This is a genomic window from Roseicyclus amphidinii (assembly GCF_030163755.1).
Lineage (GTDB): Bacteria > Pseudomonadota > Alphaproteobacteria > Rhodobacterales > Rhodobacteraceae > Roseicyclus > Roseicyclus amphidinii.
This window is the reverse complement of sequence record NZ_JASJOE010000019.1, coordinates 37451-59029: the sequence shown is the minus strand read 5'-3', so window position 1 is coordinate 59029 and position 21579 is coordinate 37451. Positions and strand designations below refer to the sequence as shown.

The window sequence follows — 21579 nt, the reverse complement described above, 5'->3', positions numbered from 1 at the left end:
GCCCCGCCCGGCCGGCCCCGACGCGCGCCCGCGCGAGGCCGAGCCGCGCGGGAGCGCCCCCTTTCGGCGCGGGCCGCGCGGGCCGCGGTGGTCAGAGCGGCACCAGCCCGTCGCGGAAGCGGCGCATGCGCGCGCGGTAATGGGCGGCGGAGGCGAGGAGCCTTTCCTGCGCCTCGGCATCGAGCGTGCGGACCACCTTGCCGGGCATCCCCATCACCAACGACCCTTCGGGGATCACCTTGCCCTCGGGCACCAGCGCGCCCGCACCGATCAGGCAGCCTGCGCCGATCACCGCGCCGTTCAGGATCGTGGCCCCCATCCCCACCAGCGCGCCCGCGCCGATGGTGCAGCCATGCAGCATCGCCTTGTGCCCGATGGTGCAGTTCGGCCCGATGCTCAGCGGGTAGCCCATGTCGGTGTGAAAGACGCAGTTCTCCTGCACGTTCGAGCCTGCGCCGACGCGGATTTCCTCGTTGTCGCCGCGCAGCGTGGCGCCGAACCAGACGCTCGCGCCCGCCTCGAGCACCACGCGCCCGATCACGTTGGCGTCGGGGGCGACCCAGCTGTCGGGGTCGATCGCGGGGGCTGTGCCGTCGAGCGCGTAGATCATGCCTGTTCCTCCAGGAATTCGTCGTGCAACCGCCGGACATGGCCCGCAAGCCCGGGCTGCTGTTCGCGGCGCAGCCGCTCGGCGGTGACGATGGTCTTCAGCCGCTCGAAGCTGGTGTCGAGATCGTCGTTGACCAGCACGTAATCATACCCGTCCCAATGGCTGATCTCGTCCCAGCTTTTCTGCATCCGCTTGGCGATCACCTCGGGCCCGTCCTGTCCGCGGGTCTCGAGCCGGCGCTTCAGCTCGGGGATCGAGGGGGGCAGGATGAAGATCGAGAGCGTGTGCCGCCCCAGCGCCGAGTTGCGGATTTGCTGCGCCCCCTGCCAGTCGATGTCGAAGAGCACGTCGCGGCCCGCGTCGATCGCCTCGGCCACGGGGGCCATGGGCGAGCCGTAGAAATTGCCGAAGACATGGGCGTGTTCCAGCATCGCGCCATCGGCGACCATGGTCTTGAAGCGCGCTTCGTCGAGGAAATGGTAATCCGTCCCGTCCACCTCGCCCGGACGCGGGGCGCGCGTGGTGGCCGAGACCGAGAAGCTGAGCGAGGGGTCCCAGCCCATCAACCGCCGCGCCAGCGTGGATTTGCCCGCGCCCGAGGGCGAGGAGAGGATGATCAAAAGCCCCCTTCGGGGCACGGTGATGGGCGCGTCGGCCATGCTCACTCCACGTTCTGGACCTGCTCGCGGGTCTGGTCGATGGCCAGTTTGAGGTCAAGCCCGACCGCCGTCAGCCGCGCGTCCTGCGACTTGGAACAGAGCGTGTTGGCCTCGCGGTTGAACTCCTGCATCAGGAAATCGAGCTTGCGCCCCACCGGGCCGCCGGTGGCCAGCAGGTCGCGCGCCGCGGCGACATGGGCGCGCAGGCGGTCGATCTCTTCGGTCACGTCGGTCTTCAGCGCCAGCGCCGCGACCTCCTGCGCGAGCCGCGCCTCGTCGAGCTCGGTCGCCTCCAGCAGGGTGGCGAGTGCCGTGCGCAGGCGGGCCTCCTGCGGCTCGGCGCGGGCCCGGGCGGCGGCCTCGCCCTCGGCGACCAGCGTCTCGATCCGGTCGATCTGGCGGGCAAGCAGCGCGGCAAGGCTTTGTCCCTCGGCGCGGCGCATCTCGAGGAAGGCCGCGAAAAGCGGCTCGGCATCGGCCAGAAGGCGGGCCGGATCGGGCAAGGCGGCGCTGTCGGGCGCATCGGAGAGGCCACGCAGCGACAGGATATCGGCCGCGCTGACCGGGGCGAGGGCAAGGCCCTGCGCCTCGGCGGCGGCACGCACCTGCACGATCTGGGCCAGCGCCGCGGCCAGCCGTTCGGGGTCGAGGCGCGGCCCCTGTCCCGTCTCGCGCACAAGCCGCAGCGACAGCGTGACCGAGCCGCGCGCGACAAGCCCGGACAGCCGCTTGCGCAGCGGGGCCTCCAGCGCGCCGAGCCCCTCGGGCAGGCGCAGCCGCATCTCGAGGCCGCGCCCGTTGACGCTGCGCATCTCCCAGCTCCAGCCAAGGCCTGCGCCGTCCCCGCCCTCGCGCGTGGCGAAACCGGTCATCGAGGCCACTCCGCTGGCTCCTGTTGCATTAACCAAAACCGCGATCTCCCCCTGCCGACGCGGGCGGGATCGTAGTAAGGACGGCCGGGAAAGAAAACCCGCGCGCGCGTCACCCGGACGTATGCGTCGGCGGGAGGCACCGGAGATGAAGATGACCATCGACCCGATCCATGACCGGCACGGGCCGCCCCCGGTGCCTGCCGGTCTGGTGCGGGTCGTGGGGCATTGGCAGGACCTGTGCCGCGGCCGTGCCGTGCCCGCTGAGGACGATCTCGATCCGGGCGCGCTGGGCCCCTGGCTGGCGCAAGGTGCCCTGCTCGAACGGCCACCCGTCGCAGGCTGCGCGGCACCGCGTATCCGGCTTGCGGGCGCAGGGCTGTCGGCGCTGTCGCCAGCCGCCAAGCGCGGCACGCCCTTGTGCGCCCTCTTCGCCCCGGCCGAGCGCGACAGGCTGCACGCGCTGGCCGCCGGGGCGCTGGACGGGCCGGGCCCGGCCATCATCCGGGCCTATGCCCTGCGGCGCACCCTGCCCGACCGGCGATATTTCATCGACATTGCGCTGCTGCCGCTTGCGGCTCCGGATGGCGCGGTGACCCGCGCGTTCCTGTGGTTCGACCGGCCCGGCTGGCGGCTGGCGGCGGAGCCGTGCGCCCTTGGCATACGCGCCGGATGGGCATTGCCGCGCCGCCTGCAGGACGCCACCGGAAAACCGGGCCTTCGGGTGATCCGCGGCGGGCGCGACACCACGCCCGCCTGATCGCGTCAGCCCGCGGCGCGCAGCGCCTCGCGGCTTTTCTGCAGCTCCTCGGCCACGAGGAAGGCCAGCTCCAGCGATTGCGAGGCATTCAGACGCGGGTCGCAGGCGGTGTGGTAGCGCGAGGACAAATCCTCGTCGGTCACGGCCCGCATGCCGCCGGTGCACTCGGTCACGTCCTTGCCGGTCATCTCGAAATGCACGCCGCCGGGGATCGTGCCCTCGGCGCGGTGGATGTCGAAGAACTCCTGCACTTCGCGCAGGATCGAGTCGAAGGGCCGCGTCTTGTAGCCGGTCGAGGACTTGATGACATTGCCGTGCATCGGGTCGCAGGACCACAGCACCTTGGCGCCCTCGGCCTCGACCGTCCTGATCAGCCGCGGCAGGTGGTCGGCCACCTTGCCCGCGCCGAAGCGCGCGATGAGCGTCAGCCGCCCGGCCTCGTTCTCGGGGTTCAGCTTGGCCATCAGGACCTTGAGGTCTTCCTCGGTCGTGGTGGGGCCGCATTTCAGGCCGATGGGGTTCTGCACGCCGCGGCAGAACTCGACATGCGCGCCATCGGGCTGGCGCGTGCGGTCGCCGATCCAGATCATGTGGCCCGAGCCCGCCAGCCACTTTCCGCTGGTGGAGTCGAGCCGGCAGAGCGCCTCTTCGTATTCCAGCAGCAGCGCCTCGTGGCTGGTGTAGAAATCCACCGTCGACAGCTCGTGGTTGGTCTCGCCCGTCAGGCCCGCGGCCGCCATGAAATCAAGGCTGTCCTGGATGCGGTTGGCGATGTCGCGGTACCGCTCGGCATCGTCCTGGTCGGTGAAACCCAGCGTCCAGCTGTGAACGCGGTGGATGTCGGCGAAACCGCCGGTCGAAAACGCGCGCAGCAGGTTCAGCGAAGCCGCGGCCTGGGTATAGGCCTGCAGCATCCGGTTCGGGTCGGGGATGCGCGCCTCGGGCGTGGGGGTGATGTCGTTGATGATGTCGCCCTTGTAGGACGCCATCTCGACCCCGCCCACAACCTCCATCGGGGCCGAGCGCGGCTTGGCGAACTGACCGGCCATGCGGCCGACCTTCACCACCGGCACCTTGGCGCCGTAGGTCAGCACCATCGCCATCTGCAGCATCACCTTGAAGGTGTCGCGGATGTTGTCTGCGGAAAACTCCGCGAAGCTTTCGGCACAATCGCCGCCCTGCAGCAGGAAGGCCTCGCCCCGGCTGGCGGCGGCCAGCTCGGCCTTGAGGCGGCGCGCCTCGCCCGCGAAGACCAGCGGCGGATACTTGGACAGCTGCGCCTCGACGGCGTTCAGCGCCGCGGCGTCGGGATAATCGGGCATCTGCACGCGCGGCTTGGCGCGCCAGTCGGTTTTGCTCCAGGCCGCTGCGGTCATGGCGGTGCCTCCTCTGGTCGTGTCTCGGGGGCTTATAGGCAAGCGGGGTGCCGCTTCCAATGGCGAAATTCGCAAAGCCTTGGGGATTGCACCGGCTGACAATAAATGCTTTCGCTCACGGCACGGTCGGCGACGGGCTGGCCAGACGCAGATCCATGAGCACGCCATGCCCCAGCATATCGGCCCCCGCCGCTTCGTCTTCGTCCTGCTGGACCAATTCACCATGCTGTGCTTTTCCAGCGCGGTCGAGGCGCTGAGGATCGCCAACCGCATGTCGGGGCGCTCGCTGTATTCCTGGACGCTGGTGGGCGACGGCGGCGAGGTCGCGTGGTGCTCGGCGGGTATCGGTTTCAAGCTCGACAGCGACCTCGAGGAGGTGACGCGCGACGACACCGTGCTGGTCTGCGGCGGCATCGACGTGGCCGCGGCCACCTCGCGCCGCGTGGTCAGCTGGCTGCGCCGCGAAGCGCGCAAGGGCGCGGTGATGGGCGGGTTGTGCACCGCGGGCTACACGCTGGCCAAGGCCGGGCTGCTCGACGGCAAGCGCGCCACGATCCACTGGGAGAACCAGGACAGCTTCACCGAGGAATTCGAGGAGGTGACGCTGACCAAGTCGGTCTTCGTCATCGACGGCAACCGCATCACCACCGCGGGCGGCACCGCCTCGATCGACCTGATGCTCAAGATCATCGCCGACGATCACGGCGAGGACCTGGCCAATCTCGTGGCCGATCAATTGATCTACACCTCGATCCGCACCGATCAGGACACGCAGCGCCTGTCGATCCCGACCCGCATCGGCGTGCGCCACCCCAAGCTGGGGCAGGTCATCCGCATGATGGAGCAGAACATCGAGGACCCGATCAGCCCCGCGACGCTGGCCAAGGATGTCGGCATGTCGACGCGCCAGCTCGAGCGGCTGTTCCGGCGGTATCTGAACAGGTCGCCCAAGCGCTACTACATGGAGCTCCGGCTGGGCAAGGCGCGCAACCTGCTGATGCAGACCGACATGAGCGTGATCAACGTGGCGCTGGCCTGCGGCTTCGCCTCGCCCTCGCATTTCTCGAAATGCTACCGGGCGCATTACAACACCACGCCCTACCGCGAGCGTGGCGCGCATGGCGCGAAGGACCGTGCCTGACTCGAAGGAAGGCGAAGGACCGCGCCTGACTCGAAGCAAAGCGAAGGACCGCGCCCGCGCGATCAGCCGTCGCGCATCCGCGCCGCGCGCCCGCCGCGCCTGCGGGCGCTGGGGGCCTCGGTCAGCCCTTCGCGCAGGACCAAGGTCATCGGGTGATCCTCCGCGCCCGCGCCATAGCGCGCCAGAAGCGCCTCGATCGCGGCGCGCGGCTGGGTCTCGGACAGGCTCAGCGCCCAATCCACGAGGATCGACCGGCATTCCGCATCGGTGATCCCCTCGATCCGGTAGGACTCGCGGATCAGGCCCTTGGGGTCGTTGGGGTCGGCGGGCGCGCGCGGGTGGCTGGCGTCGGTCATCATGGCTCCTCCGGCGGCGGTGCGCCCAATACGCTGTCGATGATCTGTGCCGCGTGTGACCGGGTCTTGTCCAGATGCGACGCGAGCGCGGTCGCGTCGGGCTGTCCCGCGACCCGCGCCAGAAAGGCGCGGCCCCCCTCGCCGATGGCATCCGGGTCCAGCGCCTCATCGGTCAAGAGCCGCGCCGCCCCTTGCACGCGGGCGGCCAGCGCATGCGCCTCGGCCAGCGTCGCGGCGGCCTCTTGCGACAGCCAGCCGAGCGCAGGCGCATGGCCCAGCTGCGCCGCCGTCGCGCGGTCGCCCGCGCCTGCGGCCAGCGCCACGGCCTGACCCAAGAGCTCGATGTCCTGCATCCCGCCCGGTCCGTCCTTCACCGCCCATGTGCCCCCGGCCCGCCCCGCCGCGGCGAGCCGCGCGCGCATCTCGGTGGCCTCCCGGCGCACGGTGTCGGGCGCGGCCTTTTCCGTGATGACCGCGCAGCGCACGGCCTCGATCTCTTCGGCGAGGGGCGCAGGACCGGCCACCACCCGCGCGCGGGTGAGCGCCATGTGCTCCCAGGTCCAGGCTTCCTCGCGCTGATACGTGCGGAACGCGGTGATCGAGGTCGCCACCGGCCCCTGCCGCCCCGAGGGGCGCAGCCGCATGTCGACCTCGTAGAGCTTGCCCGCCGCGGTGGGTGCGGAAAGCGCGGTGATCAGCGTCTTGGTCGCCTTGGCATACCAGCCCCTAGGGTCGAGCGGGCGGCGGCCCTCGCTCATCTCGGCCTCGGCGGGGTCGTAGATCACCAGCAGATCAAGGTCCGAGCCCGCGCTCATCCGCCCCGAGCCAAGGCTGCCCATGCCCACGACCGCCCCGCCAATCCCCGGCGCGGGCCCATGCCGCGCGGCGATCTCGGCGCAGACCGCGGGCCAGAGCGCGCCGATCACGCCATGGGCAAGGTCGGTGTATTGCGCCTGCGCTTCATCGGTGTCGATCAACCCGCGCAGCTGGTGGACGCCGATGCGGAAATGCCAATCCTTCTGCCAGCGCCGCGCGAGGTCGAGCTGCTGCTCGTAATCGCGCCCCGAGAGCATCCGCGACAATTCTTGCGTCAGGCCCTCGGCCCCCGGCCAGTCCGCGAAGAAGCGGCCGTCGAGCACCGCGTCCAGCACGCCAGAATGACGGCTGAGATAGCGCGACAGCCCCGGCGCGGTGGCGCAGATGTCGACGATCAGGTCGACCAGCGTCGGGTTTGCCTCGAACAGGGAAAACAGTTGAACTCCGGCAGGCAAGCCCTTGAGAAAGCCGTCGAAATTCAAAAGTGCCTCTTCGGGTTTCGCGGCCGACTGGAAGCGGCGCAAAAGGTCGGGCTTCAGCCGCTCGAAGATCTCCTGCCCCCGCACCGAGCGCAGCGCCGGGTAGCCCGGCCAGCGCGCCACGATCTCGGCCTGCGCGGGGGGGATCTCGGGGGCGCGGGGCTTTTCGCCCTTGACCGGCTGGAAAAACTCTCCGGTCAACTGTTCGACGCGGCGGATGCGCTCGGCCAGCCTTGCGCGGAAGGCGCGCGTATCGCCCTCGCCGCAGAGCCGCGCAAGGCGATCGAACCCCTCGTCCGACTTCGGCAAGGCATGGGTCTGCGCGTCGTCGATCATCTGCACGCGATGCTCGACCTCGCGGTGATGGGCGTAAAGCGCGGTGAGTTCCTCCGCGACATCGCCCTCCAGCCAACCCGCCTGCGCCAGCGCCGCCAGCGCCTCGACCGTGCGGCGCGAGCGGAGCGAGGGGTCGCGCCCGCCTGCCACGAGCTGCCGGGTCTGGGCGAAGAACTCGATCTCGCGGATGCCGCCCGCGCCGAGCTTCATGTTGTGACCTTCCAGTTTAAGATCGCCGTGCAACCCTTTGTGATCGCGTATCCTTTGGCGCATGTCCATCGTGTCCTGCACCATTGCGAAATCGAGGTGCCGCCGCCAGACGAAGGGCTTCATCGTCTCGAGAAACCGCGCCCCCGCCGCAAGATCGCCCGCTGCGGGCCGCGCCTTGATATAGGCCGACCGCTCCCACGACCGCCCCTCGGCCTCGTAGTAGCGTTCGGCTGCCGTCATCGAGATGCAGACCGGCGTGACGCTCGCATCGGGCCGGAGCCGAAGGTCGGTGCGAAAGACGTACCCCTCGGCATTGGTGTCGCCAAGCGTCGCCGCGATCCGGCGCGTGGCGCGGATGAAGCCCGCGCGTGCCTCCATCACGTCGCCCTCATCGAAACGGTCGTCGTCGAAGAGGCAGATCAGGTCGATGTCGGAGGAATAGTTCAGCTCCCCCGCCCCCATCTTGCCCATGGCAAGCGCGACCATCCCCGCGCCGTCGCGGTGGGCGTCCTCCTCGGTCTGGCCCGGCAGCTTGCCGCGCCGCGCCTCGGCCGCCACATGGGACACAAGTGCCGCGGCAAGGCAGGCATCGGCGATGTCGGTCCAGTGCTGCGTGACCTCGTGCAGTGGCCAGAGCCCGCCGAGGTCGGCCAGCGCCACGATCAGCGCCGCGCGCCGCTTGATCCGGCGCAACCCGCTGTCCAGCTCGCCGGGGGCAAGCCGACCCGTCTCGGCGATCAGGGCTGCAACGGCCTCCTCGGGCGGGGCGGCCAGCGCCTGCGACAACCACACGGCCTCCTTCCCGATCAGCCCGGCGAGATAGGGCGACGAGCCTGCCGTGCCCTCGATCAGGGGGCGCAGGCCGATGTCCACATCGCCAAGGGCGGCCCAGCCCTCGGCCCCCCGCTCGGGGGAATGCGGGATGGGATGGCGGGCGATGCGGCTGGCGAATGTCATGGCACGGAGTTAGGGCCGCGGCCCCCCCGCGGTCAACGGCTTGCGCGGCGCTCCGGTCCCTGCAATGACGGCGGGGAACGGAGGGATGCCGATGTCGAAAAGCCTGAAACGGGTGGAACGCGCGTTGCAAGACGCCGGGGTCACGGTCGAGATCCTCGAAATGGCCGAGGGCACCCGCACCGCGGAGGATGCCGCGCGCGCGGCGGGCTGCGCGCTGGACCAGATCGCCAAGTCGATCATCTTTCGCGCCGAAACCCATGGCGACGCGGTCCTGTTCGTGACGGCGGGCGGCAACCGGGTGGATGACGCGAAGGCCAGCGCGCTGGCGGGCGAGCCATTGGGCAAGGCCGACGCAGGCCTGATCCGCGCGCAGACGGGATTCGCCATCGGTGGCGTCGCCCCGGTGGGCCACCTCAACCCGATCCGGGCGTGGTTCGACCCGCGCTTGCTGGAGTTCCCGGTGGTCTGGGCCGCCGCGGGCACGCCGCGCCATGTCTTCGCCATCGCGCCCGAGGTGCTCTTGCGCCTCAGCACTGCCGAAAAGGCCGATTTCACGGCCTGAAGCGCCCCGTTCCGGTCGCGTCAGATCACCGACAGCACCGAGCGCGCGGCGCGCAGGCCCGGCGGCTCGCCACCGCGGCCCAGCCGCTGCATGGTCAGCGCCATGGCATCCAGTTGCTCGAGCCGCGTCGCCTCGTCATCGAGCAGCCGGTTCAGGGCGGCGGCGACCGGCGCGGGCTTGCACGCCTCGCCAAGGAACTCGGGCACGGCGCGCGTGTCCGAGACGAGGTTGACCAGCGTCACCGTGTCGACCCGCAGCATGGAGGCGACCATCTTGCGGCTGAGCCAGCTCATGTCATAGGCGATGACCATCGGCGTCTCGGAGGCCGCAAGCTCGAGGCTGACCGTGCCGGACGCCGCCAGCGCCACGTCTGCCACGGCAAAGCCCGCGCGTTTCTCGGCGGCGAAGGCCTCGGCCCCCTGCCCGCGCGGATCGAGGAGGATGGGCTTGCCCGGCCATCCCGCCAGCTTGTCGCCAAGATACCCCGCCACCGCGGGGGCGGCGGGCAGGATCACCTGCGCATCCGGATGGCGCGCCAGCACCGGGCGCAGCGCCTCGCCGAAGACAGGGGCAAGGCGCTCGATCTCGGAGCGGCGCGAGCCGGGCAGGACCAGTACCTTTGGCCCGTCCCCCAGCCCGTGCTTGTCGCGGAACGCCGCGATCTCGGCCTCGGAGGCCCGCGGCTCGGTCACGACGGGGTGGCCCACGCAATCGCAGGACATGCCTTCGGCCTGCATGTAGGGTGGCTCGAAGGGCAGCAGGGCAAGGACATGGTCGATGCTTTTGGCCATCTTGCGCGCCCGCTTGGGCCGCCAGGCCCAGACGGTCGGGGCCACGTAATGCACCGTGGGCTGGTGCGGGGCTGCGGCCTTCACCTTGGAGGCGACGCGCAGCGAGAACTCGGGGATGTCGATTGTGATGAGCGCGTCGGGCTTCATCGCCAGCACCGCCTGCGCGGTGTCGGTCACGCGGCGGGCAAGGCGGCGGTAATTGGCGAGGATCTCGGTCAGGCCGATGACCGACAGCTCCTCCATCGGGAAGAGGGTCTGCAGCCCCTCGGCCTGCATCATCGGGCCGCCGATGCCGTGGAATTCGATGGGGTCCTCGACGAGGGCTTTCAGCCCCGCCATCAGCGCCGCCCCCAGCCGGTCGCCCGAGGGCTCGCCCGCGACAAGGAACAGCCGCAGCGTCATGGCACGGCCCAGAGGGTGACGTGATGCGCCGCGCAGGCGGCCCTGACGGCGGCGGGGTCGAGCAGAAGGACATGACCGGCCTGCAACTCGATGCCGGACAGGCCCGCTTTCGCCACGCGCGCCACCGTCTCGGGGCCGATCGCGGGCATGTCGACGCGCAGGTCCTGCCCCGGCTTGGCGCGTTTGACCAGCACGCCGCCCGAACCGGGCGCGGTGGCGGCGACGAAGTCGAGCATGGCGTCGGTGCCCTGCAAGGTCTCGATCCCCAGCATCTGCCCCTTGGCCGCAACGGCGGCCTGTCCCACGTCATGCGGCCCAAGCGCCGCAAGCACGGCGCGCGCACGGGCGGCGTCGCCCTCGGGGCGCGCCTCGCCATGCAGCGCGCCCGCGGGTGCAACAAGGTCGGGGCGCCAGTCATGGGCGCCGCGGATGGCGAAGCCCTCGGCCTCGAAGATCGCAACGATCCGGCGCAGGAGCGCGTCATCCCCCTGCCCCATCGCGGCCTCGAGGTCGGGCAGAAGCGTGGCCGTCTCGGCATCGAGCACCGCGCGGTCGAAGCCCGTCCGCCGCATCGCGCCCGCAAGGCACAGCTCGGTCACACCGCACGCGCGCAGCTCGGCGAAGAGGCCGCCCAACCGCTCCAGCCGGGCGACCACGTCCGCGCCATCGGTGCCGCCGGGCTGGCCCTCAAGCCGCACCATCAGCGCCGGTCCCGCCTCGGCCAGCAGCCCCGGCAGCGCGCCGTCGCCCGCGATGATCGCGCGGCCCATGGCTCAGCCCGGCGTGAGGAAGGAGCGGTCGCTGTCGCCCAGCACGAACTCGACGATCTCGCGCACATAGGGCGATTTGCCGGCCTCGTCCTCGGTCAGACGGCGGGCGCGGTCCTGGAAGGCCCCCTCGCCCTGCGCCAGCGCCTGAAACGCGGCGCGCAGCGCCATGATGTCCTCGCGCGCGACGCCCCGGCGCTTGAGCCCGACCAGGTTCAACCCGTCCAGCCCCCCGCGCGGCCCCTGCACGAGGCCGTAGGGGATCACGTCATTGGTCACCATGGTGACCGCGCCGATGATCGCGCCCTTGCCGATGCGCACCCATTGGTGAACGCCCGACAGCCCGCCGATGATGACATCGTCGCCGACGATGCAATGGCCCGCCAGCGCCGAGTTGTTGACCATGATCACCCGGTCGCCGACCTGCGCGTCATGGGCGACATGGGCACCGGCCATGAAGAGACCGTCATCCCCGATCCGCGTGACGCCGCCCCCGCCCTCGGTGCCGGTGTTCATCGTCACGCCCTCGCGGATGCGGTTGCGCTTGCCCACGATCAGGCGACTTTTCTCGCCCGCGTATTTCAGGTCCTGCGGCACCTCGCCGACATTGGCGAAGGGAAAGATCGTGCTGCCCTCACCGATCTCGGTCCAGCCGGTGACGACGACATGGGATTTCAGCGTGACCTCGGCGGCCAGCGTCACATCGCGGCCCACGACGCAGAACGGGCCGATCTCGCAGCCGGGGCCGATGCTGGCCCCCTCCTCGATCACCGCCGAGGGGTGGACGCGGGCCGAGGCGTCGATGCTCATCCGGCAGCCCCCGCGCCCGCACCTGCGCCAAGGTCCATCATCGCGGTGAACTCGGCCTCGGCGGCCATCTCGCCCTCGACCATGGCGCGGCCCGCGAATTTCCAGACCTTGCCGCCCGGCTTGCCACGGACGGTGGTGACATGCAGCTCCAGCACGTCGCCCGGCACCACCTTGCGGCGGAACTTCACCCCGTCGATGCCCATGAAGTAGATCAGCATCTTCTTGTCCACGAGATCGGCCGAGACGCCCACCATGACGGCGGCGGCCTGCGCCATCGCCTCGATGATGGTGACACCGGGCATGATCGGCGCACCGGGGAAATGGCCCTGGAAATGCGGCTCGTTCATTGTGACATTCTTGATCCCCACGGCCGAGGTGAAGGGCACGATGTCGCGCACCTTGTCGACCAGCAGGAACGGGTAACGGTGCGGAATGATCCGCTGGATCAGGTCGATGTCGGCAGTGGTGGGGGTTTCGGTCGTCATGGGTCCTCTGGCGTCGCGGGCCTTTGGGGTCTGGTAGCAACTCGGCCCCGCGGCGGCAAGCGCGCTCAGGGCGTCGCCCCCTCCCGCGGCAGGCTGCCGGTGCCGTCGAGGTCGATCAGCGGCGCATCGCCGCCCGCGCCGATCTCGGCGTCGACCAGCGCGATGGCTTCATCGGTGATGTCCGCCCCCTCGACCGACAGGAGCACCGCGCGGTTGTCCATCAGCACCGCCGCGCCGCGCTCACGCAGAAGCCCGATGAGCACCGGAAAGGCCTGTTCGAAGAACTGCGCCTGCGCCGCCTCGGCCTGCGCCTGCAGGGCGCGGCTCTTGGCTTCCTGGGCCGCGCGGATGCCCTCGACACGGGTGTCGAAGTCCTCGGCCAGTGGGCGGAAATCCTCGGCCGACATGGTCGCGCGCTGCTCGGTCAGGCGCAATTCCTCTTCGGTGAGCTGCGCCTCGATGCGGCGGTTCTCCTGCGACAGCGCAAGGCCCGCCGCCTCGACCTCGCGCTGGATGCGTTGGCCATAGAGCGATTGCGACAGGAGCCGTTCCTGGTTCAGGACCGCAATGGGAAAGCCCTGCGGTGACGGCTCTGCCGCGCGCAAGGGCGCGCCGAGGGGCAGAAGCGCATCCTGGGCCGCGGCCGGCGCTCCGAAAAGCGCCAGCGCGATCAGCGCCCGGAGGGACCGCCCCGTCAGGCCGCGCGCCGCAAGGCCCATGCCACCGACCTCAGAACCGCGCCTCGATGGTGAGGTCGAACTCGCGGGTCAGGTCATAAGTCTCGAAGGCGAGCGGATGCGAGAAGTTGAACCGCAGCGGGCCGATGGCCGTGTCCCAGAAGACCGACAGGCCGATGGTCTGCCGCCAGATCAGGCTGTCATCGACGACACCCGACGAGCCGGCCGTGTCATCAAGGCCCCAGACCGTACCGACGTCATAGAAAGCGCCGCCCGAGATGCCGTATTCATCCGGCAGCCCGAGGGGGAACGCCGCTTCGAAGCGCGCCACGGCCATGTAATTGCCGCCGAGCGCATCATTGCCATCCCGCGGCCCCAACCCGTTGGGCTCGAACCCGCGCATCTGGCGGCTGCTGAGGAAGAACCGGTCGCTGGAGCGCGTGTTGCCGCTCAGGGCCTCGATCGCGCCGGCCTCGAAACTGGCGCGCAGGGTGACTTCCTCGCGCATGATCTGCTGCTCGGCGATCCCGAGGAAGGTCGCGCGCAGGTATTCCGCATCGCCACCCAGCCCGGCATATTCCGTGCCGAACTGAAGCCGGACGCCGCGCGTCGGGTCGATGCCGCGATCCCGCGTGTCGTAGGAATATTGCCCGCCCACGTACGCCGCCAGCCGCGACCCCTCATCCGCCGCGATGATCGGCGACACGCCGCCCACGTTCGAAATCTCGTTCTGCTCGACCCCGGCATAGACGTTCAGGCGACCGAACTCGCTGACGGGGAAGCCGAGGCCGCCGCGCAGGCCGATGTCCAGCGTGTCGAAGTTGCGGTTCTGCGACGAGGTTTCCGAATAGAACAGGCGCAGGTTCAGGCTCAGGTCGCGGGCCATGAACTGCGGTTCGGTGAAGTTGAAGTCCAACGCGCGGCTGCCGTCGGTGGTGTTGAAGGAGAAGGCCAGCGCCTGCCCCCGGCCGAGGAAATTCGACTCTGAGAAATTCACCGCAAGCCCGACGCCCGTGTCGGTCGAGAAGCTGGCCGAGAAGCCGAGCGAGCCGGTCGGCTGCTCCTCGACATCCACGTCGACGATCACCTGGTCGGCCGCGGTTCCGGGCCGGCCGTCGACCTGCACGTCCGCGAAGAAGCCGGTCGCGCGCAGGCGCTCTGCCGCCTGGCGGATGGCGCGCGGATCGAAGGGGTCGCCTTCGACGGTGGTGAACTGGCGGCGGATCACGCGGTCCAGCGTGGTGGCATTGCCCTCGATGTCGATCCGCTCGACGAAAACGCGCTCGCCACGGCTGATGACGAATTCCACGTCCAGCGTGCGTGCGGCGTCGTTGCGGGTGATGACCGGCTCGACCCGAACGAAGCGCAGGCCCTGCTGGGTGGCGAGGTTCTCCAGCCGCGTGATCGTGTTGTCGATCAGCCGCGGGCTGTAGGTCTGGCCCGCGCGCAGCGCGATGGCGGCCTGGTAGGCGTCGGCATCCACACCCTCGATCTCGGACCGCGCGGTGACCGCGCCGATCTCGAAGCTTTGGCCCTCGCGGATGTTGAAGGTCACGAAATAGGCGTCCCGCCCGCGCGCCAGTTCCGGCGTCACGCTCAGGATCTGGAAATCGACGTAGCCGCGGTCCTGGTAGAAGTCCGTCAGCAGCTGCCGGTCCAGCGCGATGCGCTCGGAGATGAACGTGTCACGGCGGATGATCGCGCGGAACAGGCCCGCCTGCGTGCTTTCCAGCACCCGGCGCAGGCGGCGGTCGGAATAGGCGCGGTTGCCGACGAAAGAGATCCGCTCGGTCTCGACCACGCGGCCCTCGGCCACTTCGAACACCAGGTCGACACGGTTGTCGCTGCGGCGGATGATCCGCGGCGTCACGGTGGCGGTCAGTCGGCCGGCGACGCGATAGGCCTCGGCGATGGCGTTGGCGTCCTGTTCGGCGACGCTGGGCGAATAGGTGCGCCGCGGCGTCGATTGCAGCGTCGGCAGAAGCGCGTCGTCGTCGAGACGGTCATTGCCCTCGATCGAGATGCGGTTGATCGTCGGGTATTCGCGCACCGCGATCACCAGGGTGGTGCCGCGCGGCTCGATGGTGACCTCTTCGAACAGGCCGGAATTCTGGATGCGCTGCAGCGCGTCGTTGACCTGCGCACCGGACACGACCGCGCCGGGCGTGATGCCCGCGTAGGTCAGGATCGCGGAATCGCTGACCCGCTCGTTGCCCTGCACGTCGAAACCCGTGAAGCGGAAGGTCTGCGCCTGAGCGGTGGACGAAAAGCCCGTGGCAAGGCCCGTAGCAAGCACAAGGCAGGTCGCCAAGGCCATGGAAACACGAGAAAATCCCGAGCCGAACAAAGGGCTGTGCCCAAGGAAAGCTAGGCGTGCGCGCAGACGCATAGGCATCGATTCCAACCCCGTGTTCTTCAGCAGACCCTCCTTGCCTAGCGGAGGGCCAAGGGGTTGTCAAAACGATCACATCGGGGTGCGCGTCTTCCGGTGGCTGTGCCACATTTTCGCCATGATCCCGCAACTGGCCCTGTGCGGGCGGCCCGGCGTCAGTGGTCTGCCGGGTATTGGAGCAGCGCCGCGGCCAGCACGAGGGCTGCGCTGATCAGCAGCGGCACCAGCAGCCGATCCGCGTTCAGCTGCACCAGAACCGACATGTGACGGGTGTTTTCGACGATCAGTTTCATCTGCTCACTCTCTCGGCGCACTCGATACGGGGCCACCCGCGCAGGGGCGGCCACGCCCAAGGAGTGCCCCGCGAGTGTGGCAGGAATTCGGCCCGACCGGGGCCAGACTGCGGAGATTGCGCCAAGCGTCCCGGCATCGGGACAGCCGGGGATCAGGGGCAGAAGATGTCGTTGGTCAGCGCGAACAGCATCAGCGACAGGAGCAGCGTCAGGCCGATGGTCATGAACAGCCGCAACGCCTTTTCCGAGGGCGGCTTGCCCGTCACCGCCTCGTAGGCGTGAAACACCAGGTGGCCGCCATCCAGAACCGGGATCGGGAACAGGTTCAGAAGCCCCACCGCCGTGGACAGGACCGCGACGAACCAGATGAAATTGTCGATGCCCTGGCTTGCCGCCGCGCCCGAGGTCTCGGCGATGCCGATGGGGCCTTGCAGGTTGCACGAGGAAATCGCGCCCGTGATCATGTGCCACAGCCCCGACAGCGAGCTTTTCACCACGAACAGCGTCTGTTCCGCCCCGTACATCAGCGCCGCGCCGGGGCCGACGGCCTGCCGCACCGGCTCGAAGCTCAGGCCGCCGGTGACGCCGATCAGCCAGCGGGTCTCGAACCCGCCCTCGGGCAAGGGCAGGTCGGTGCGACGCGGCGACAGGGTGACCTCCATCGTCTCGCCCGCGCGCCAGATCGTCAGCGTCAGCGGCGCGCCCTCGGCCTCGGCCACCGCCTCGCGCAGCTGGCGGAAGGCGTAGATCGGCGCGCCGTCCACGTCGCGGATCACGTCGCCCTCTTCCAGCCCCGCGGAAATCGCGGCGGATTGCGGCGCGACCGATTGCACCAGCGGGATCAGGGGAAAGGCGGCCTCGGTCTCGATCACCGCGCCGTCGCGCTCCACGGTATAGGTGACGGTGGGCTGCGGCGGCAGTTTCTCGGCGACCTCGACGATCTCGTTGAAGGCGCTGACCTCCTGCCCCGCCACGGCCAGGATCAGGTCGCCCGCCTCAAGCTGCTGGACATCGGCCGGCAAAGGCGCCTGCGCACCGACCAGCGGCTCGTCGGCCGTGCGCCCGGTGAAGGCGAGGAACAGCGCGAAGATCAGGATCGACATGATGAAGTTGAAGATCGGCCCGGCCGCGACCGTGGCCGAGCGCGCCCAGAGCGGCGCGCCATGCATCGAGCGGCGGCGTTCCTCGACATCCAGCGCATCCAGCGCCGCCCCGTCCTTGCCCGAGGCCGCATCGGCATCGCCAAGGAACTTGACGTAGCCGCCGAAGGGAAGTGCCGCGATCTGCCAGCGCGTCCCGCGCCTGTCGGTGCGGCTGAGCAGCACGGGGCCGAAGCCGATGGAAAACACCTCGGCATGGATGCCCGACCAGCGCCCGACGATGTAATGCCCGTATTCATGCACGGCCACGATGATCGACAGCGCGGCCACGAAGGCCGCAAGCGTGAAGGCGATGCTGCCGAACTGGGGGATGAACTCCATGACTTACGTGCGCTCCATCTTCTCGATCTCGGACCAGGCCGTGTTACGGGCCATGTGGTCGGTATGTAGGACGTCCTCAAGACCGGACATGGGCGAAACAAGGCAAAGCCGGGGCGATATCGCGGACAGGGTGCGGTCCACGACCTCGGACATCTGCATGAAACCGATGCGCCCCGCGATGAAGGCGTCCAGCGCGATCTCCTTGGCGGCGTTGAAGACCGCGCCGCTGCGCCCGCCCGCCTCCATCACCTCGCGCGCGATCCTGAGCGCGGGGTAACGCACCAGGTCGGGGGCATAGAACTCCAGCGTGGCGATCTGCGCAAGGTCGATCCGCGCGACGGGCAACTCGCGCCGGTCGGGCCAATGCAGCGCGTAGCCGATGGCGTGGCGCATGTCGGGCGCGCCCAGATGCGCCATCAGCGCCCCGTCGCGGAAGCCGACAAGCGCATGAACGATGCTTTGCGGATGCACCACCGCCTCGATCCGGTCGGGCCCGACGCCGAAGAACTCTTTGGTCTCGATCAGCTCCATACCCTTGTTGAACATCGAGGCTGAATCGATCGTGATGCGCTGGCCCATCGCCCAGTTGGGATGCGCGCCCGCATCGGCGACGGTGGCCTTGGGCAGCGCCTCGAGCGGCCAGTCGCGCAGCCCCCCGCCGGAGGCGGTGATGATGATCTTCTCGACCGCCTCCATCTCTTCGCCGACGAGCGCCTGGAAGACGGCGGAATGCTCGCTGTCTACCGGCAGGATCGTGGCCCCATGCGCCCGTGCCTCGGCCAGCAGGAGGGGGCCCGCGGTCACAAGGCTTTCCTTGTTGGCCAGCGCCAGCGTGGTGCCATGCCTGAGCGCGCGGAACCCCGGCGCAAGCCCCGCCGCCCCCACGATGGCCGACATGACCCAGTCGGCGGGCCGGTCGGCGGCCTCGACCAATGCACCCTGCCCGGCCGTGGCCTCGACCCCCGACCCGGCGAGCGCCGCGCGCAGGTCGTCCAGCCGGTCGTCATGGGCGGTGACCGCCACCTCGGCCTTCAGGCGGATCGCGTCCTCGGCCAGTTGCGCGATATTCGCGCCCCCGGTCAGCGCCACCACGCGGTACGCCCCCGGATCGCGCGCGATCAGATCGACGGTGTTCTGTCCGATGGAGCCTGTCGCCCCGAAGATGCTGACGCTTCGCATGTCCCCGCCCTATCCTAGAGCGGCGGCGGCGGAAAGGCCGTCAGGCTCTCGACGATCACCAGAAGGAAGGCCGCGCCGAGCAGCCCGTCGAACCGGTCGTAGACGCCGCCATGACCGGGCAGGAGGTTGGACGAATCCTTCACCCCCATCTGCCGCTTCACCGCCGATTCCGCGATGTCGCCCATCTGGCTGGCCATGGCGAGCGCCACGGAAATGCCGATCAGCTCGATCCCCGAGCCGGTCTTGGCCATGAAGGCCCAGCCGACCAGCGCCGCCCCCAGCCAGCCCGCGACCGTGCCCGACCATGTCTTTTTCGGGCTGACCTTCGGCCAGAACTTCGGCCCGCCGAGGATGCGACCCGCGAAATAGCCCAGGATGTCGGAGGCGGCCACGACAAGCACCAGCCACAGCATCCAGGTCAGGCCGAAACTGTCGCGGTGCAGGATCAGGCCGAACCCCGCCAGCAGGATCATTGCCGTCATGGTGATGAAAAGCCGCCGGTTGCGCTCCAGCAGGGCGACGCCCGCAAGCGGCACAGCCATCGCCAAAGGCAAGGCGAAACCGACCGGCAACAGCTTGGTGGCGAGGATCGCCGCCCCCGCCATCGCGCCGAGGATCAGCGCCCGGCGCGGTCCGCCGCCCAGCATCCGGGCCAGCTCCCAGACCAGCGCGGCCGTCAGCACCAGCACCAGCCCGGTGAACCACCAGCCCCCGGCCCAGACCGCAGCCAGGCCGACGCAGGCGATCACGAGGCCCGTCGCCATCCGCGTGGCGAGATCCGCGAAACTGCCCTGTCCCAGCGCCAACCCGTTCCCCTCAGGCGGCAGGCACCGCGCCGAAGCGGCGCTCGCGCATCCCGTAGCGCGACAGCACCTCGGCAAAGACGGCGGGGGTGAAGTCGGGCCAGAGCGTGTCGATGAACTCGTATTCCGAATAAGCCGACTGCCACAGCAGGAAGTTCGAGATCCGCGCCTCGCCGCTCGTGCGGATCACGAGGTCGGGGTCGGGCAGCACATGGGTGTCGAGGTAGCGCGGAAAGGTCTCGTCGCAGATCTGGCGCGGGTCCAGCTTGCCCATCGCCACGTCATGCGCCAGCCGCCGCGCGGCGCGGGTCACCTCGTCCCGGCCACCGTAATTCAGCGCGATGGTCAGGTTGGTGCCGGTGTTGTCGGCGGTCAGAAGCTCGAGATTGTCCATCAGGTCGACCAGCGAAGGCTCCAGCCGCACGCGGTCGCCGATGAAGCGGACGCGCACGTTTTCCTCGTGGAGCGAGCGGGTTTCGCGGCGGATGTAGCGCTTGAACAGCTTCATCAGCCCCGCGACCTCGGTCTGGGTGCGCTTCCAGTTCTCGGTCGAGAAGGCGAAGATCGTCAGGTATTTGACGCCGAGACCGGGGCAGGCCCGCACGATCTCCTTCACGCGCTTGGCCCCGGCGTGATGCCCGATCAGCCGCGGACGGCCGCGGTTCTGCGCCCAACGCCCGTTGCCGTCCATGATGATCGCCACATGGCGCGGTGCCTGTTGGGGGGTCTTCATCGCTGCCGTCCTCGCTTGCCTTCATCGGCAGGCATAGCCGCTCCTGCGGGGTCGGCACAGACCGGAAACCCCTCCCCGCGCGGGAAACCGCCGGATGGTGCCGCTAGGGCAACAATCCGGCGCACGCGCCCGATGCTCAGACCTGCATGATCTCGCCCTGCTTGGTCTCGAGCGCGCTGTCGACCTTGGCGATATGGGCGTCCGTGATCTCCTGCACCTCGGCCTCCCAGAGTTTCACGTCGTCTTCCGACATGCCCGCGGCCTTGGCCTTCTTGATCTGGTCCATGCCGTCGCGGCGCACGTTGCGGATGGCGACGCGGGCATGCTCGGCATATTGGGCCGCGACCTTGGTCAGCTCGCGGCGGCGTTCCTCGTTCAGCTCGGGGATCGGCAGCATGATGATCGTGCCGTTGAGCTGCGGGTTGATGCCCAGCCCGCTTTCGCGGATCGCCTTCTCGACCTTGCCGACAAGGCTCTTGTCCCAGACGTTGATCGTGACCATCCGCGGCTCGGGCACGTTCACGGTGCCCACCTGGTTGATCGGCGTCATCGAGCCATAGGCATCGACCTGCACCGGGTCGAGCATCGAGGCCGAGGCGCGGCCCGTTCTGAGCGAGGCGAACTCTGTCCTGAGCGAGGCGATCGCCCCGTCCATGCGCCGTGCCAAATCATCGGTGTCGATGTCGATCTCGTCCTCGGACATGCCCCGTCTCTCCGTCAGGTTTTCGTGCTGAACGCGGTTCTAAGGTCTCAGGAGACCTTTGTATAGGTGCCCTGCCCCGCCAGTATCCCGCGGAAGCCGCCCGGCTCGTCGAGGCTGAAGACGATGATCGGCAGGTCGTTTTCGCGCGCCAGCGCGATGGCCGAGGCGTCCATGACGCCCAGGTGCTGCGCCAGCACCTCGTCATAGGTCACCGTCTCATACCGCTTGGCGTCGGCGTGTTTCTTGGGGTCCTTGTCATAGACCCCGTCGACCTTGGTGCCCTTGAAGATCGCCTCGCAGTTCATCTCGTTGGCGCGCAGGGTGGCTGCGGTGTCGGTGGTGAAATACGGGTTCCCTGTGCCGGCCGCGAAGATGCAGACGCGCTTTTTCTCGAGATGCCGCACGGCGCGGCGGCGGATGTAGGGCTCGGCCACCTCGTTCATCGTGATCGCCGAGATCACGCGGGTGAAGACGCCAAGGCTTTCCAGCGCCGATTGCATCGCCAGCGCGTTCATCACGGTGGCCAGCATCCCCATGTAATCGGCGGTGGTCCGCTCCATCCCCTGCGCACTGCCCTGGAGCCCGCGGAAGATGTTGCCGCCGCCGATCACCATGCAGATCTCGACCCCGAGGTCATGGACGATCTTCACCTCGCGCGCGATGCGCTCGACGGTGGGCGGATGCAGGCCGAATCCCTGGTCGCCCATCAAGGCCTCGCCCGAGATCTTCAGCATGACGCGGCTGTAGAGCGGCTCGACCGAGGGGGCGGTTTCGTCCGGCATGGGTGTTTTCCTTTGGCTGTGTTCGGCTGGCACGTGGGAACGCGGCATTGCGCGGGGCGCACCATGGTCTAAAACCGGGGCGGGTTCAACGCCCCTTCGGGCGGCCAACCCTGCACCCGCGCCCACGGCGCGTTCCGCATCGCACCATCA

Annotated in this window: 22 protein-coding genes; 3 read left to right on the top strand and 19 right to left on the bottom strand. The window is 69.2% G+C overall.

Features of this window, described 5'->3' with window-relative positions:
• Positions 1-91 precede the first annotated feature (91 nt).
• The 3 genes from QQK83_RS08750 to QQK83_RS08740 are packed head-to-tail and all read right to left on the bottom strand — an operon-like array spanning position 92 to position 2141.
• Complete coding sequence (locus QQK83_RS08750; RefSeq protein ID WP_284263435.1) at positions 92-610, bottom strand: gamma carbonic anhydrase family protein; 519 nt, start codon at positions 608-610, stop codon at positions 92-94.
• Complete coding sequence (gmk, locus tag QQK83_RS08745; RefSeq protein ID WP_284263434.1) at positions 607-1269, bottom strand: guanylate kinase; 663 nt, start codon at positions 1267-1269, stop codon at positions 607-609. The genes QQK83_RS08750 and gmk overlap by 4 nt, the downstream gene beginning before the upstream one ends.
• A 2-nt stretch (positions 1270-1271) precedes the next feature.
• Positions 1272-2141 carry a YicC/YloC family endoribonuclease gene (locus tag QQK83_RS08740; RefSeq protein ID WP_284263433.1) on the bottom strand — a complete coding sequence of 290 codons (870 nt, stop codon included), beginning with the start codon at positions 2139-2141 and terminating at the stop codon, positions 1272-1274.
• Positions 2142-2286: 145 nt separating this feature from the next.
• On the opposite strand from QQK83_RS08740, the gene QQK83_RS08735 reads away from it, so the two are divergent.
• Positions 2287-2898, top strand: a complete 612-nt coding sequence (locus tag QQK83_RS08735; RefSeq protein WP_284263432.1) for a PAS domain-containing protein — start codon at positions 2287-2289, stop codon at positions 2896-2898.
• Between the two features lie 5 nt (positions 2899-2903).
• On the opposite strand, the gene QQK83_RS08730 is transcribed toward QQK83_RS08735, so the two are convergent.
• Entirely contained in the window at positions 2904-4274 is a 1371-nt protein-coding gene (locus tag QQK83_RS08730) for a class II 3-deoxy-7-phosphoheptulonate synthase (protein WP_284263431.1), read from the bottom strand.
• A gap of 166 nt (positions 4275-4440) precedes the next feature.
• Between QQK83_RS08730 and QQK83_RS08725 the strand changes: the two genes are divergently transcribed.
• Entirely contained in the window at positions 4441-5415 is a 975-nt protein-coding gene (locus QQK83_RS08725; protein ID WP_284263430.1) for a GlxA family transcriptional regulator, read from the top strand.
• 62 nt (positions 5416-5477) lie between these two features.
• Here QQK83_RS08725 and QQK83_RS08720 read toward each other — a convergent pair whose 3' ends face one another.
• A complete protein-coding gene (locus QQK83_RS08720) occupies positions 5478-5771 on the bottom strand; it encodes a hypothetical protein (RefSeq protein WP_284263429.1) in 294 nt (97 codons plus the stop codon).
• The gene (locus tag QQK83_RS08715) at positions 5771-8569 is read right to left on the bottom strand and encodes a [protein-PII] uridylyltransferase family protein (protein ID WP_284263428.1); all 2799 of its coding nucleotides are present in this window, start codon (positions 8567-8569) and stop codon (positions 5771-5773) included. The genes QQK83_RS08720 and QQK83_RS08715 overlap by 1 nt, the downstream gene beginning before the upstream one ends.
• Positions 8570-8660: 91 nt before the next feature.
• On the opposite strand from QQK83_RS08715, the gene QQK83_RS08710 reads away from it, so the two are divergent.
• Positions 8661-9131, top strand: coding sequence for a YbaK/EbsC family protein (locus QQK83_RS08710; protein WP_284263427.1), 471 nt, complete (start codon positions 8661-8663; stop codon positions 9129-9131).
• Between the two features lie 20 nt (positions 9132-9151).
• Here QQK83_RS08710 and lpxB read toward each other — a convergent pair whose 3' ends face one another.
• The 13 genes from lpxB to pyrH all read right to left on the bottom strand — a co-directional run bounded on the left by lpxB (position 9152) and on the right by pyrH (position 21429).
• Positions 9152-10318, bottom strand: coding sequence for a lipid-A-disaccharide synthase (gene lpxB, locus QQK83_RS08705; protein WP_284263436.1), 1167 nt, complete (start codon positions 10316-10318; stop codon positions 9152-9154).
• Between the two features lie 2 nt (positions 10319-10320).
• The gene (locus QQK83_RS08700; RefSeq protein ID WP_284263426.1) at positions 10321-11094 is read right to left on the bottom strand and encodes an LpxI family protein; all 774 of its coding nucleotides are present in this window, start codon (positions 11092-11094) and stop codon (positions 10321-10323) included.
• Positions 11095-11097: 3 nt separating this feature from the next.
• Positions 11098-11901 carry an acyl-ACP--UDP-N-acetylglucosamine O-acyltransferase gene (lpxA, locus tag QQK83_RS08695; RefSeq protein ID WP_284263425.1) on the bottom strand — a complete coding sequence of 268 codons (804 nt, stop codon included), beginning with the start codon at positions 11899-11901 and terminating at the stop codon, positions 11098-11100.
• Positions 11898-12386: a 3-hydroxyacyl-ACP dehydratase FabZ gene (gene fabZ, locus QQK83_RS08690; RefSeq protein WP_284263424.1), complete on the bottom strand. Its 489-nt coding sequence runs from the start codon at positions 12384-12386 to the stop codon at positions 11898-11900. Before fabZ ends, lpxA begins: the two co-directional genes overlap by 4 nt.
• A 65-nt stretch (positions 12387-12451) precedes the next feature.
• Complete coding sequence (locus QQK83_RS08685) at positions 12452-13105, bottom strand: OmpH/Skp family outer membrane protein (RefSeq protein WP_284263423.1); 654 nt, start codon at positions 13103-13105, stop codon at positions 12452-12454.
• Positions 13106-13115: 10 nt separating this feature from the next.
• A complete protein-coding gene (gene bamA, locus QQK83_RS08680; protein ID WP_284263422.1) occupies positions 13116-15380 on the bottom strand; it encodes an outer membrane protein assembly factor BamA in 2265 nt (754 codons plus the stop codon).
• A gap of 230 nt (positions 15381-15610) precedes the next feature.
• On the bottom strand, positions 15611-15748 hold the full coding sequence (locus tag QQK83_RS08675) for a hypothetical protein (RefSeq protein ID WP_284263421.1): 138 nt from the start codon (positions 15746-15748) through the stop codon (positions 15611-15613).
• A 152-nt stretch (positions 15749-15900) separates the two neighbouring features.
• Positions 15901-17229, bottom strand: a complete 1329-nt coding sequence (gene rseP, locus QQK83_RS08670) for an RIP metalloprotease RseP (RefSeq protein ID WP_284263420.1) — start codon at positions 17227-17229, stop codon at positions 15901-15903.
• 3 nt (positions 17230-17232) lie between these two features.
• Positions 17233-18408 carry a 1-deoxy-D-xylulose-5-phosphate reductoisomerase gene (gene dxr, locus QQK83_RS08665; RefSeq protein ID WP_284263419.1) on the bottom strand — a complete coding sequence of 392 codons (1176 nt, stop codon included), beginning with the start codon at positions 18406-18408 and terminating at the stop codon, positions 17233-17235.
• 14 nt (positions 18409-18422) lie between these two features.
• Positions 18423-19214 (bottom strand): phosphatidate cytidylyltransferase, encoded by a 792-nt coding sequence (locus QQK83_RS08660; RefSeq protein ID WP_284263418.1) that lies wholly within the window; start codon positions 19212-19214, stop codon positions 18423-18425.
• Positions 19215-19224: 10 nt separating this feature from the next.
• Entirely contained in the window at positions 19225-19944 is a 720-nt protein-coding gene (locus tag QQK83_RS08655) for an isoprenyl transferase (protein ID WP_284263417.1), read from the bottom strand.
• Positions 19945-20080: 136 nt separating this feature from the next.
• The gene (gene frr / locus QQK83_RS08650) at positions 20081-20647 is read right to left on the bottom strand and encodes a ribosome recycling factor (RefSeq protein WP_284263416.1); all 567 of its coding nucleotides are present in this window, start codon (positions 20645-20647) and stop codon (positions 20081-20083) included.
• A gap of 47 nt (positions 20648-20694) precedes the next feature.
• Positions 20695-21429: a UMP kinase gene (gene pyrH / locus QQK83_RS08645; protein WP_284263415.1), complete on the bottom strand. Its 735-nt coding sequence runs from the start codon at positions 21427-21429 to the stop codon at positions 20695-20697.
• Between the last annotated feature and the right edge of the window lie 150 nt (positions 21430-21579).